Genomic DNA, 14,146 nt, shown 5'->3' with positions numbered 1-14,146 from the left:
TGTGCGATTTTGCCCGACATTCCGTGCCAAGCTCGTTGTGCGTTTATAATCTCAAAAACACGGGGTGTACTCTAGCAGCAAATATCTCGAATCTATGTAAGCTTTTTCTTACAAGGGTAAAAATATTAAGTTTGTCTTAACGAACTAACCGATTAACTTTTTGAACTAAACCGCTTTTTCGTGTAGTACGAACTGTAAATGCTTGTAATAAAGCCTCTTGATGTACTAAAAGACTGACTACTTTCTTAGCTCGTGTAATCGCAGTGTAAATAAGTTCTTGGCTTAATAAGTTCTTGGCAGCCTGATCAAGAACAACAGCAGTATGGGTAAATTCAGACCCTTGCGATTTATGAATCGTTAAAGCGAATGCACTCTGAATACTTTTAGGCAATCGATTTGCAGCGACCCATTTGTTCAAACTTGGAAAATATACTTCAAACTGCTGTGGCTGAGTCCTGTGCTCAAAGCACAAACCAATATCCCCGTTTGAAATACCGAGCTGATAATCGTTATAGGTCATCATTACAGGACGACCGACATACCATCCCCCTGCTGTCACTATTGAAAGTTGCTGCTGCAACCAACGCTGCGCATATTGGTTTAACTGCTGCAATCCAAACGGACCATGACGAACCGCGGTTAAAATCCGGTAATCATCAAATGCTTTTACTACATTTTGGACCTGTTCAATCGAGCGCTCTTCTTTTAAATAATTTTTTAGACTCTGTACATACCTCTGGAAACCGAGCATTAGCTTTTGATAATAGAGATCTAGGTCTAATTGATTCCCTTCTGGTAAATATTCAAGCTGAACAACATCAGGCATATCTGTTTGTAGAAGTATAGGTTTTAATTCTGAAGCTTGAACAATATCAATTTCAAACTGCTGCAAAACAGCTGCATGATCCTGTTGATAGGTTTGTGCCTGAATAAATTTAGCCACTTGTCCAATCAATGCACCTTCAGCAAAACGACGACTGGTTTGTAGTTGTACTCTGTTGTCGGCTAGTGCCTGTATTTGCTGCAAATCTGCAAGAACCGCCCCGACATCGACAGAAGCGAGCTGATTTGCATCTCCTAATAAAATAATTCGACAGGACTCAGGCACAGCTTCAAATAAAAGAGTAGCCAGGTTTAAATCCAGCATAGAAGCCTCATCCACGACAATCACGTCATAAGGCAAAGGCTGTTTTTGATTAAACCGTGGTGTCTGACTATGTCCCATCCCTAACAAACGGTGAATCGTTTGTGTTCCCTGATTTCTTAGCTCTTCACTAACTAATCCGGACTCAAGTAATTTAGGATCGTTAAATGAGTTCTGTAAAGCCTCTTGCATTCGCTGTGCTGCTTTACCTGTTGGAGCAGCCATTGCCACACGAATATGTGGAATTGCTTGGCTAAGTACAGCAATGATACGTGCAAGTGTATAAGTCTTGCCTGTACCTGGCCCACCCGTAATAATACTCAAGCCCTGCCGAGCAACCATTTTTAAAGCTGCCTGTTGATGAGGATCGGTAAGCAGGTTTAAATAGTCATCACAAGAAATAGGTTGAATTAATTGTTGCTTTAATCGACAAATTTGTTCTGCAAGTCGTTGCTCTAGGTGCCAATATCGGTATAATGCCAACCCCTGCTCATCGTAGACGCATGGCGCAACTTTTGAAGTTGCTTGATCGGCAGATATAGCAAGCTGACCAAGTGCTGCAATTTGCTCTGAACTGATATCAATACAACTATCGCCTTGTAAGCTCGCTTCAATAAGCTGTTGCAAGTAAGAAGTGGCTTCTGGTACTTGCGATTGTTCAGTAAATGGAACCTGATTTAAGAAGTTACTCCACGTTGTTAACCAGCTTAAATCGGCTTGTTCAGGGCTGTTTAGATTGTCCACACACTTATCCACCTAGTTTTCCACACGCTTGTCCACATGGTTATAGACAGGCTTATCCACATGTCAAGTATTTGTTAATCTTAAAATTACGCTTTTTATCAGTATTTTTCATGCTATTTTATCCTCAGCAAAATATCCCAAAATGGCATCAAGACGAAGGATAAACTCGACACTAGGTTCCCAGTAATAATACCCCTGCTCCGCTTCACCATTCATACCACGTAAGTAAAGATAAGTTGCCCCACCCAAATGTTGCTCAATCTGGTAATCCTGCATTTTGACTTGCAAATAGCGGTGTAACGCAACGAGATATAAACCTGCTTGTAGCCAGTAACTTGCCAAAGACATGCTTTGAGCAATGCTATCGCTACGATAGTCTGCAAGATCATCACCTAAGTAATTACTTTTATAATCGGCAATGTGATAACGCTGCCCATCAAAATAAACCAAATCGATAGAACCATTGAGGTAACGTGCTGAGCGAGCCTCAAGTAACTCCGGCATATTCAACCCATACTCAGCGAAGAGTTGCTGAATACGTGTCATGGCTAAAACTCGATCTGAGAGCGCCAAATAAAAAGGAAACTCTGACAAATACTGTTCTTGTTGAAGCTGATTGAGCCGGAAACCTTGATAAAGCGGTGTTCGCAAAATATCTTTCAACCAGTCTGCAACTGACTGGTAAAGCAGGTTCTCGGCGTCCTCTTGCTCTGGGAAACTCTCGTTATATTTATTAAGTAAATCTTGCCAAAGGCCACTATAGTCATTTTTAAAACGACGACGTATTTCTATGATCCACTCATCTGAACATTGAAAGTCGATATGTTCAAATATTTCATGCAAGAAATTACCGGCAAGCGTTCCTCGAGGGAAGTTACTCTTTATCCAGTCAATCGGCTGAGCACTGCTTGCTTCAGCAGTGTTGATTAAGTCTAATTCATCTTCTGCTAATACAGCATCATTGCTCTGACTCGCCAATAAATCTGTGCCAGCTTTATGTTTTAAATGCTGTGCCAAGTAACTGAAACTAGTTTTACCTCTCGAATAAAAACGCTGTTCAGGAAACCGTTGTGCTTGTATTTCAATAATACTTGTTTGTTTGGCTAAGTGAATTGCCTGTGGAATCTGCTCCAAAACCATTTCATCCGTACAGCAACGATGTTGAAAAGGCTCAGTCCTATTTTTCCAAAACGCGAGACCTGATACTGACTTGCCATCCCCATCTTGTAAAAGTGCATAGACGCGGTGGCTTGCTCGCGTTAAAGCAACATACCAAAGTCGATTCTGTTCAGCGAGCGCTCGTTCTTCGTGCTGCTTAAGCTCAATCTCATTCAAATAAGTCTTGTCAGCAATCGCAACGACACGTTGAGTCAAAGTCTGGTTTGAGTCTGGTTTGACAATGTCTTGGGTCGAAAAATTGAGTGTTTTATTATTTTCTCGAAAGGGCTTGTCTGCACCTAGTAAAAATACAATCTTAAATTCCAGCCCTTTTGACTGGTGAATTGTCATGAGCTGAACACCAGCTTCACTCGACAATTTACGTTCTAGCTCCCAATCACGATCAAGAGGAGAACGCAACTGTTTGAGATACCAGTGATAGAGGTTTTGCGCACCTGAATATTTCTCACTGTGCTGACTCAAAATTTCAGTTAAATGACGCAAGTTCACAACAACCCGTTCATTATCTTTACTTTGAGCAGCAACTAAATTTTGCCATATATCAAACTGGATGAGACATTGTTGCCATGCCACTAAAAAGCCTTGAGCGGACCACAACTCTCTAATCGTGTCAAAACCAGTCATAAACTGGCTTAACCCTTCGGCTGTCTGCTCAAGTTGCAACAGCTGTTTCAGGTCCATAGCAAATAGACGGCTAATTAAAGCTCGCTTCACTTTTGCCTCATCGTAAGGATGAAGTATGGCAGTCAACAAAGCACCCACATCTTGAGCAATCGAGCAATCGAAAACACTTCGTTTTGATGGCCTGTTAACTCGTACTCCTAAACGCTCTAGCTCAAATTGAACTTTATCCAGCCCATCATGATTACGAGACAATACCGCAATATCGTCTTCATTTAAGGTTTGAGTCTGAGCATCTTTTTGAAAATATAGTTGTCCGGCATGTGACTGGTTAAGTAGATCTCGAATCTTCCATGCAACTTGCTGAGCCTCTGTTTCTTTATCTTTGAGCATTAACCAGCGCAAAGGGTAAGGATTATGATTGTTCTGCTCAATCAGTACAGGATGAGGTCGAGTGCCCGCTCGAATTGGGTCATATTGAACCTCTTCACCAAAGTCGATTTGCCTTTGAAATAAGGCGTCGACCACTTCAACCAGATCTGCAACGGAACGATGGTTATGAATTAACTTATATTCGCAGCCATGTTTGGCTTGAATATCTTTATAGGCATTTAAAAAGGTGAGCATATCCCCACCACGGAAACCGTAAATTGCCTGTTTACGATCACCTACCATAATCATGCAGCCTTTGTGGTAGCGCTCTGGATGGCGCCAAATGCTCGCCAGCATGTCGTCTTGATCTTGGTTGGTATCCTGAAATTCATCGACCAAAATTAAGGGATAACGCGCCTGCACAAACACAGCGAAACGCTGTCCCTGTTCACCTTTTAAAGCTTCAGAAAGTGTTCGAATTTGCTGAGAAAAAGTAGTTTCACCTTTATTTTGTAAAACTTGTGGTAAACGTTTTTTAACCTCAACACATAAATAGGCTTTTAAAAAAATATGAAGCTGGTCGAACTGCTCGGCATAGTTTTTCAGCACACCAAATAGCTGTTGAATCTGTTGAATACAAGGATGTTGATAGAAACCATCTGAAATTTCAGCAGGACATTTCTTGAAAACTTTTTGATCGACAAGTTGACCTAAAAACTTAAAAACAAGCTCACGTTGTGCAGTCAAAGACCCATCAAAAACCAAAATGCTGTCGCTTTGCGTTAGAACTTGCAAAAGCTGCGGTAAACACTCGCTAAATAATTTGTTAAACGCCCCATTACGAAATACCGTCCCGCTCACATGCTTATAGTGTTCGCCATCAAGCAAGTAATACGGCTCTAAAAGGCTTAAGTCAATTTCTGTTGCCAACTGTTTGAGCTGAGCAAGTTGTTCAAATTGAATGGTTGGTTTTTCGGGAAGTTTAAAATGAGCGGAACTAAAGTTAAGTGAGTCTTCGACCAGTTTGACAAAACTATCGACACTTTTTAATTCACCTGCCAGATACAATGCATCAATCACAGTCTGAGGTTGAGACTGTATCCATTCACGCAAAACATCATGAATCAGTTGTCGACTATAGGTTTTGGCATCATCGGTAATTTGAGCGCGTTCAATTTTGCCACTCTCAAAGGCAAACTCACGTAATAGTTTTTGGCTAAAGCTATCGAGTGTCCCGACAAATAACTCGTCTAACTGATCGATGACCAATTTTAAACGTTCACACGCATAGGCAATACGCGTCGCAAAGCATTTTAAAATATGTTGGAGTAATAAGTCAGGCTCTTGTTCGGCCAGCGTAATTAATTCGTGTTCTGTAAAACTGCGCTTGGTCTCTAAATAACGATACGTTTCGACCAAACGGGCGCGAATACGGCTTTTTAACTCAGCAGCGGCAGCACGGGTAAACGTGGTTGCAATGACTTGTCGAGGCAAGTACTTTTCAAGAAAGATACGGACCATTAAGCTCGATAAAGTATAGGTTTTTCCTGTACCTGCCGAAGCTTCAATTAAGTGTAAGCCACTAAATTCAATATCAATAATAGGTTGATAAGACACCTGTACTCTTGAGTTCATGTCTTACTCCGAATGTTGAAATTGAAAAACTGGATGATACAGATCATACGCAAACTCATCACAAGCATGTTGAAGCAAAGCTTGCGCATCTTGTTCTTGTAAAATAAAGCTCCAGTCTCGATGCAACTTGCAAGCTTCATTTTGAGTCATATCCATTGTGGTAAATGACCCTGTTTCATTCCAGTATTTTAACAGCTCAGTGTAGCTCTTCTCATCCAGTTTTGCTTTTTCTGCCTGATTTGTTGTTTCCCACTGATATGCTTTGGCTTTTTCTAATGGTTTTAATAATAAGGCTGCTGGTAGAACCAATGGTTGTTGCTGTGCATGACGCCAGATTTTAAACCATGGCTGTAAATATTGCCGAGCTTGCTCAGAACTTACACCACTACAAATCACAGTTTGATCGCTAAAAACCACAATACGGCGTTTTTCAGCTCCTGCACTACCCTCATTCAAATAAGCTAACCAGAGCAGATATTCTAACCAAACTTTAGCACGTCTTTTTGCGCGAGCACTTGAAGGTTCCATGCTGACCCAGTCCCGAGTTTCAGACTTCGGAACGGTAATATTCATATGAAGCTGTTTAGCAATTCGCCAAATACGCTGAGTTGTTTGTGTCACTGCAGGTGCATAATGATGAAGGCGTTCAAGCAAACATTCTTGCTCGAACACACCTTGTTGCCATGCGCTATATTTGACTTTACCTACAGGCAACTGATCAATTAATACTTCAGGTTGTGCTTGCTGTTCAGATTGTTGTAAAAAATGTCGGATCGCATAGCGCCCTAAACCATCTAATAGCAAAGGTTCATTTTGGTCGAGCACTCCAACACTTCCTAAGTTTTCTACCCCTAAAGTTTTTAAATAGAGGCGTGCAGGGAATGTTACATCCTGTATCCACTGTTGGCTATCTAAAACCAACATGTCCGGTGCTTGTAGCGGATAGGTTGTGTTCGCCCAAGGTTGACGGTTTCCTGAAACTTGCTGAATTTGTGAAGCGACCTTAAACCAATGATCTTGATAGCGAATAACACTTTTTTCTACAGTAAAACCTTTCGGATCGAAGGGCTGTAAATCATGTAAGTGATAGAGTTGTTTTAATTGTGATGGAATTTCAATCCCTTCAATAACGACACTTTCAGGTATACCGTCTTCAGCTTTCACAATCAAGGCAAGATGTTCACGGAACTCTTGAAGAATACTCGAAGGTTCTCGCACCTCGCCATCGTTCACATCAAAGCCGTTATAAAACAGCCATAAATTTTCTTGGGCTAATAATAAAGCATCTAAAAACGCCCCTTGATCATCTTCAAGTCGAGAGCGATCGCCTAACTGTTGACGCAGTGCATCCATTAAATCAAATGGAACATGGGTATCGCGGTTTGGAAATTGCCCTGCATCAAGATTTAATATGACTATTAAACGATAAGGTAACGGTCGAATGTGTCCAATTTGGGCAAAGGTAATTTGCCCTGTCGGTTCAGCTTGTGCACTTTGGCTTTCTAATGTCCGTTGAATTTCTTCAATAATATAAGGTAGTGGCAAGGTAATTTTGCGCAAAGTTCCTGTTTCTGTCTCGGCGTAATAGCTTGCGAGTGTCAACATTCGCTCTTGTTTTTTAACAATTTCACGCACAGCTTTTAGAGCAGCAACACCAACCTGCTCAAATTCAACAATATCTTTGCCCAGTACCTGAAGCCAATATTCAACGGTATAGACTTTCCCCTGCTCATGCAGAGTAAGCCAATCACGGCGCTCATTCAAATCCTGATAAATCTGAATGAGTGTACCCACCAACTCGAAATCGCTCGGTTGAACTTTGGCATAACTCAACACCTGATTAAATGTTGCATGCACAGGCACAGCAATGCCAAGGGCCAATCGCTCTAGGGCAAATTTAAAACTATATCGATAATCATCATCACCCTCACACAAACTGCGCTTGAGATGCTCTGCATCAAGCCCTCGTTTAAAGCCTGCATCGGCAAGCAAATTTAAAATTCGCTCAACCTGAACATATTCAAGTTCATAACGTTGTTGAGTCGCATGCAAACTTAACCAATCAGCAAAATCATCAAAGCTAAAACGCCCCTGCATCAGTTGAATACGCCCAATTACTGCACGCCAAGCATTCAGTGCATCAAGTGATGCAACACCTGCAATCTTTACTGGCAAATGCACACCCTGCTCAGTGGCAGTAGCAGGAAATACACTTCGAATTAAAGGCTCTATGTCGGCCAAATTAGGAACTAGAACTAAAATATCGTTTGGACGGCGCGGCTGTTCATGCGGTTTAGCCAACCAACAGATTAATTGCTCTTTTAGAACTTCAAGCTGACGTAAAGTCGAATGACAAACATGAATCTGAATCGAGTCATCATCGGAAGCAAGCTCATATTGTTTAGCTTGCGGTTCTACCAAATGCAAAATATCTGACTGAACTTTACCAAGTAAACTTTCAGGAAAATCATCCACAAAAGCATCAACCCACTTACCTTCTTCACCCGTAGATAAATTCGATAATAAAGAAAAGTGGTCGCGGGCTTGTTTACCCAATCTGGTTAAAAGCGGATGTCTAGACTCACGCGCTTCAGCATTAAAGTTGAGTGTGAATTTATTAAAGAAATCGCTAATTTCAGCATCAGTAGCCTTTGGATTTTTCGCAATAAAACGCTCTTTTACCCCTAAGTCATAACGCTGTTTCCAGAGTGGATCGACACTATCGGCCCAATATTCTTGTGAAGGGTTATAGTGCAAAATCAAGACATCAATATATTGGCCTAAACGGCGCAAGAATTGTAACTGACTTGGCGGCAAATCTAATAACGTAAAGATCACCACTTGATTAGGTAATCTTGAAATAGCACGCTTACCACGGTCTGGATGATCTAACTCTTGCCAAAACAACGCGTCAATTTGCTGCATTTGCACAAAATCATCATGAAAATGTTGCTGCCACAACCAACGCTGCCAACGCTCTAGCTCCTCAGTTTGATGTAATGCAAAAGCAGTCACTTCTTCATCTTTCTGCACAATATATTTTTCAATATCGAGTGCTCGCCCCTGTCCCCAAGCAGACAACCAGTTTTCCGGACAGGTACAACTATTTTCACAACCACGCTGGCACTGTCCACGATAAATCATATAGTTGCTAAATAGATCAGCAACCTGCTCAGCGACCCAATACAGCATTTTTTGTTTTTTTAATTGTTTATCTATGCCTTGTTCGAGTCGATCTGCACTGTCATAAATACGCTGAACAATAGAATGTAAAGGATGCGATGTGTCTATGCTCATCGTGTCAGGTTGAATAAATTCGTGCAAAGCCTGATGCACCCGCCATTTAAAAATCAAACGCGGTATGTTCGCTTTACGGACCTGTTCTTTATGCGCAGTTAAAACTTGCTGATAGGCATACCATTGGAAACCTCGTACCCGTTGGTGAAACTGGTAATTAGCACTCATGCCTTGCTGTTCTGCAAGTTTTTGTATCAGCCACTGCTCGACCGCAGGACTTGGAACAATAAAATGTTGGGTTTTCAAAACCTGTAATGGATGCGTTGAAGCTTGAGATGTAGACGCCAATACACCTTGCAACAACACATCAATACGTTGACTTTGAATAACATGGATCCCCATTTATTTCATTTCCTGCTTGCATAATTTATGCACAAAATCATAAACATTCATTACTATACAACTGAATCTGACTATGTCACGTTGGTTTAAACACAGCATAATTTAACTTTAGGTGTCACTTACACTTAGTTTGAATGACGCCATCAAGAAACTTATACAGGTAGACATTATGAAAATTGACAAGATTCCTGACTATATTGATCCTAGCCTAAATCTGGAACAAATTCGCGATGAGTGCCATGATCTCATCAAAAAAAGAGCTTACGTCTCAGCCGGAGCGGCAATTGTACCGATTCCTTTTTTTGACGTGGCGGTAGATTTGGGAATTTTGTCGCACCTGATTCCAGATATCAATTCCCGTTTCGGTTTAGCACCTGAGCACGTGAGCGTTTACGACCCAAAAACTAAAACAATTCATTGGGATGAACTACGTAAACGCGGTTTTGAATTTTCAGGTTTTGTAGTCGCACGTACTACCGTTAAAAAAACATTTAACGGCTTTTTAGGCAAAATCGTAACAAAACAGGTGACTAAATTTATACCGCTAGGCGGACAAATTGTAGCAGCAAGTTTAGGCTATTTCATGATGAAAAAAATAGCAGAAACTCATCTGAATGACAGTTATAACCTTGCAAAACGTATTCAGCAAAAAAGCCGTAGCACCATTGTAAATTAATGTTTGCCTTGTAGCTGAGAGCTTAGTCTGCTCTCAGCTGTTTTAAAATGGCCTTCAACACCTCCAGACGGGCCGTATATTTATCATCAGTTGCAACGATATACCAAGGTGCATATTCAGTACTGGTTCGCTCAAACATATCGGCTGCTGCTTTTAAATAATCATCCCACTTATCACGATTACGCCAATCTTCCGCAGTGATTTTAAAGCGTTTATGCGGTGTTTCTTCTCTGGCCTTAAAACGCTGCTCTTGCTCATCTTTACTAATCGCTAGCCAAATTTTTACCACAATCGTTTGACTATCAAATAAATCTTTTTCAAAGCGATTTATTTCATCATAGGCACGCTGCCATTCTAAAGGCGAAGCAAAACCTTCGACACGTTCAACGAGTACGCGCCCATACCATGTCCGATCAAAAATCGTGATTTTTTCAGCTTCATTAATGCGGTTCCAAAAGCGCCATAAGTAAGGATGTCGAGCTTCAAAGCGTTCAGGTGCACCAATACAATGAATATCATATTCACGCGGGTCTAAGTTTTTAACGATTCGCTTAATGGCCCCCCCTTTACCAGCAGCATCCATGCCTTCAAAAGCAATCACGACATTGCGTTTATCAAAACGCATGGCATCGGCAATTTTTTTACTCAGTTTATCGAGCTCTTTTTTATATTCAGCTTTTTCAAGTGGTTCATTAGAAGGTTTTAATAAACTCTCTGGAATTTTAGCTTGCTGCCATTTTCCTTTAACTTCAGTTTCATGCTCTGGAAGTTGACGCATGTGTTGTAAAAGGTATTGAGCAAAAAATTGATCACGCTGCTTTTCATCTTCGCCATCAATAATGTACCAATCATCGGTAAAACGACGGCGTAACTTTTGCAAAGTGTCATATTGTTTTTTATTACGCCAGTCTAGACCATGCAGCTTATGCCAGTGTTGCTCTGACGGATCTATTTTATCTAAACGTTTTTGCAGCGATTTCCATGATAGATCGAACCAGACTTTAACCACATCGACATAGTTATTTTTTAAATCTTGCTCAAATGCCCGCATATTTTCAACGTATTCATCAAAACGCGAATCATCTAAAGGCTCGGAAACATGCGTTGCGGTGACGAGCAAATCGCTATACCAGTTGCCGAACATCACCACAATTTGTCCTTCAGTCGGAATAAACTCCGAGTAAGATTGCCAAAATGCTTCTGTATCTGTCAGCACACGTGGCGCGTCTGCTTTGACTCGTAAATATCGTGGATCTAGCCATTCACGAAGTTGCTTAACAGCCTCGCCTTTTCCAGCCAGTTCAATACCACTCATTAATATCAGTGTGCTTTTAGCGTTGGGTTTGCCCCGACTTTCTTTTAACGCATATTGTGCTTCAATCAAGTCGACTGAAAGCTGTTCTTCATCACGAATCTCAAATTTTGGTTGTTGTTCACTCATAGTCCACGGCTCTAATCTTTTATTGTTTAATTTCGATGATCTTTAACTTATGCGGTTAAATGATGAATTGCTATACAAATTATGTCATTGCAATAAAATTCTGTTTAAAAATTGACGCATGAATCATTTTTTTTACATCTACTCGCCATAGTACAAGGTTACAATGCCTTTTATGATTTTTTGCAAATAGCCCAATATTAGAGCCTTAAATGTCTAAACTCGCTGCTTTTGATGATCTTTTACAACAATATAAAACATTTAATTATCACGATAATCCTGTGCTTGCCCAACGTTTGCAAGATGTACAAACATGGTTAAAAGAGCGGATGAAAGATACGCATCATGACTTTTTTAATCTGCCAGCGCACAAGCTCATGTCAGAGTACTTTTTAAATCGTTTATATGGTGGCCCAGAATTTGATGCTCTTGCAGCTCAAATCGAACGCTTATTGAAATATGCGCATAAAGCAGAAAAAGTCTTACCTGAGAATGCAATTAAAACAGGTACTAAATCAGTAAGTTTGGCTGTACTTGCAACCCAACTTGATGAGCAAGTAGCAATGCAACTTCTTGAGGACTATCCGGCAGATACAGTACTCACTGATGAGATTATGCGTTTAACCTTAATCAAGCTCGATCAAGCAGAAGTGCGTTATCAACAGCTTGCCCTTCTTGATGATTTAGGAGCAGCGCTCGATAAATACATGCGTTCATTTATGATGTTTACTGCTTTTAAAATGTGTAAAGGTATTGCCCAAAAATATCACTTCGAATTGATGTATGATTTCATTCAAGATGGTTTTAGTGCGATGAAACCGTTAAAATCAGCCGAGACCTTTATTAAGACTTTTACTGAAAAAGAACGCCAGATTATTGAAAATGTACATTCAGGGCATCCGAATCCGTTTAGAGTGTGATAAGGTCGGCACATAGAAAAACTCAACCTCGCGAAGTTGAGATTTTATTCATTATATTTGCATGATGATGCCTGTAAAAATAGACAAAATCTGTCATCATGCAGAACTTATTCCGTTTCACTTGAGTTTGAGTCTAGGAGAGACAATATGTCTAACGAAAACCAAAAGCCAACATCTCCAACTGAGCAGGCACAAAGTTCAGACAAAGTTAGCCCATTCCTAAGCTCACCTTTACCTCAAGGTACTCCTCAAGGGCAACAACAAACTTTACAGCAAACCTTAACAGACACACCTGTGAATGGCTCTGTACCTAAATACAATTTACCTCGTGGTGCTGGTAATACTGGCAACGTTGGTGAAACAACACATTTCGGTTACTCAACAGTTAGAACTGAAGATAAAGCACAAAAAGTTGCAGAAGTTTTCCACTCAGTTGCAAGCAAATATGACTTGATGAATGACTTGATGTCATTTGGTATTCACCGTTTGTGGAAGCGTTTTGCAATTAACATGTCTGGTGTCCGCCGTGGTCAACACGTGTTAGACATTGCTGGCGGTACAGGCGACTTAGCAAAAGTATTTAGCCGTGAAGTTGGTCCGCAAGGTCATGTTGTACTTTCAGACATTAACGAATCTATGCTCAATGTTGGCCGTGACCGTCTAATTGATGCTGGCTGTACCAATGTTGACTTCGTTCTTGCCAATGCTGAAACATTAGAACCTTTTGCAGACAACAGCTTTGACCTTGTAACCATTAGCTTTGGTTTACGTAACGTGACAGATAAAGACGCAGCTCTTGCTTCTATGTTCCGTGTATTAAAACCAGGTGGCCGTTTACTGATTCTTGAATTTTCTAAACCTGTATTTGAGCCATTCTCAAAACTTTATGATCTCTATTCATTCACTGCTTTACCGATTATGGGTAAATTGGTTGCAAATGACTCAGAAAGTTATAAGTATTTGGCTGAATCTATTCGTATGCACCCAGACCAACGCACCTTAAAAGGTATGATGGAAAATGCTGGCTTCCAGAACTGTGACTATCACAACCTTACTGCCGGTATCGTTGCCGTTCACCGTGGCTTCAAACTGTAAGGGATAACGATATGTGGTCGATTCTGGCACTCGGTGCAGTCGAACGTATCATTCATCATCTGATCGATCTGGATGCGGTTACTCGCATTCAGTTTAATCAGTTACAGGGCAAAATGTTGCGTGTTGTGATTGATAGTCCGCAGCTTTCTGTCGATGTGTTCTTTGACCAAGAAAAAGTACGTCTTGAACCTACCGTAACAGGTCATAGTGAAAAGCCTTCTATTTTTGAACAGCGTCCTTTTGATGCCCAATTCAAAATTTCTGAAGCAACCGCAACTTTGCATGTTAAAGATGTTGTTGAACTGATTAAATTATTGGTCAGCGATCCAGACCAGATTGGGAATATCCCGCTCCAAGGTGATTATCACCTATTACAGGATATTCAAAAAATTATGCAGCAAGCTGAACCTGATTTAGCTGCGCATTTATCAAGATGGGTGGGTCCTCAACTCGCTCATGAAATTGGCAAGATTCAACTTGCACCAAAACATTTAAAACGCTCGGTGCAAAGCCATCTGTTTTTTGCTGAAGATGCCTTAAAAGAAGATAGCGGCCTATTTGCCCCTCGCTGGGAAATGGACGACTTAACTCAAGCAACTCGCAAGCTTAATCAAGACATTGACCGTCTTGAAGCAAGATTGCAGCAACTCAATGCACAACTACAATCCTCTCAAGACTAGGTA

Annotated in this window: 8 protein-coding genes; 4 read left to right on the top strand and 4 right to left on the bottom strand. The window is 40.8% G+C overall.

Features of this window, described 5'->3' with window-relative positions; translation table 11 throughout:
- Positions 1–136: 136 nt before the first annotated feature.
- The 3 genes from recD to MKX14_RS10720 form a co-directional block, all read right to left on the bottom strand.
- Complete coding sequence (gene recD / locus MKX14_RS10730) at positions 137–1,888, bottom strand: exodeoxyribonuclease V subunit alpha (RefSeq protein ID WP_240282420.1); 1,752 nt, start codon at positions 1,886–1,888, stop codon at positions 137–139.
- A gap of 108 nt (positions 1,889–1,996) precedes the next feature.
- Positions 1,997–5,695: a UvrD-helicase domain-containing protein gene (gene recB, locus MKX14_RS10725; RefSeq protein ID WP_240282419.1), complete on the bottom strand. Its 3,699-nt coding sequence runs from the start codon at positions 5,693–5,695 to the stop codon at positions 1,997–1,999.
- A gap of 3 nt (positions 5,696–5,698) precedes the next feature.
- Positions 5,699–9,334, bottom strand: a complete 3,636-nt coding sequence (locus tag MKX14_RS10720; protein ID WP_240282418.1) for an exodeoxyribonuclease V subunit gamma — start codon at positions 9,332–9,334, stop codon at positions 5,699–5,701.
- A 169-nt stretch (positions 9,335–9,503) separates the two neighbouring features.
- Between MKX14_RS10720 and MKX14_RS10715 the strand changes: the two genes are divergently transcribed.
- Positions 9,504–10,010, top strand: coding sequence for a hypothetical protein (locus tag MKX14_RS10715; protein ID WP_005065913.1), 507 nt, complete (start codon positions 9,504–9,506; stop codon positions 10,008–10,010).
- A gap of 22 nt (positions 10,011–10,032) precedes the next feature.
- Here MKX14_RS10715 and MKX14_RS10710 read toward each other — a convergent pair whose 3' ends face one another.
- Positions 10,033–11,451: a polyphosphate--AMP phosphotransferase gene (locus MKX14_RS10710; RefSeq protein WP_005065911.1), complete on the bottom strand. Its 1,419-nt coding sequence runs from the start codon at positions 11,449–11,451 to the stop codon at positions 10,033–10,035.
- Positions 11,452–11,660: 209 nt separating this feature from the next.
- Between MKX14_RS10710 and MKX14_RS10705 the strand changes: the two genes are divergently transcribed.
- The 3 genes from MKX14_RS10705 (at position 11,661) to MKX14_RS10695 (ending at position 14,143) form a co-directional block, all read left to right on the top strand.
- Positions 11,661–12,368, top strand: a complete 708-nt coding sequence (locus tag MKX14_RS10705) for an FFLEELY motif protein (RefSeq protein ID WP_032042306.1) — start codon at positions 11,661–11,663, stop codon at positions 12,366–12,368.
- Between the two features lie 147 nt (positions 12,369–12,515).
- Entirely contained in the window at positions 12,516–13,463 is a 948-nt protein-coding gene (gene ubiE / locus MKX14_RS10700; protein ID WP_002114829.1) for a bifunctional demethylmenaquinone methyltransferase/2-methoxy-6-polyprenyl-1,4-benzoquinol methylase UbiE, read from the top strand.
- Positions 13,464–13,474: 11 nt separating this feature from the next.
- Positions 13,475–14,143, top strand: coding sequence for a ubiquinone biosynthesis accessory factor UbiJ (locus MKX14_RS10695; protein WP_240282417.1), 669 nt, complete (start codon positions 13,475–13,477; stop codon positions 14,141–14,143).
- The last annotated feature ends 3 nt before the right edge of the window (positions 14,144–14,146 follow it).

Origin of the sequence: Acinetobacter pittii, from assembly GCF_022449185.1 — a bacterium.
Lineage (GTDB): Bacteria > Pseudomonadota > Gammaproteobacteria > Pseudomonadales > Moraxellaceae > Acinetobacter > Acinetobacter pittii_I.
This window is presented reverse-complemented; position numbering and strand designations above follow the sequence as displayed.

Coding starts and splice junctions, on each gene's coding strand:
- ubiE (WP_002114829.1), top strand. CDS start 12,516: ATGTCTAACGAAAACCAAAAGCCAACATCTCCAACTGAGCAGGCACAA.
- MKX14_RS10715 (WP_005065913.1), top strand. CDS start 9,504: ATGAAAATTGACAAGATTCCTGACTATATTGATCCTAGCCTAAATCTG.
- MKX14_RS10695 (WP_240282417.1), top strand. CDS start 13,475: ATGTGGTCGATTCTGGCACTCGGTGCAGTCGAACGTATCATTCATCAT.
- recB (WP_240282419.1), bottom strand. CDS start 5,695: ATGAACTCAAGAGTACAGGTGTCTTATCAACCTATTATTGATATTGAA.
- MKX14_RS10710 (WP_005065911.1), bottom strand. CDS start 11,451: ATGAGTGAACAACAACCAAAATTTGAGATTCGTGATGAAGAACAGCTT.
- MKX14_RS10720 (WP_240282418.1), bottom strand. CDS start 9,334: ATGGGGATCCATGTTATTCAAAGTCAACGTATTGATGTGTTGTTGCAA.
- MKX14_RS10705 (WP_032042306.1), top strand. CDS start 11,661: ATGTCTAAACTCGCTGCTTTTGATGATCTTTTACAACAATATAAAACA.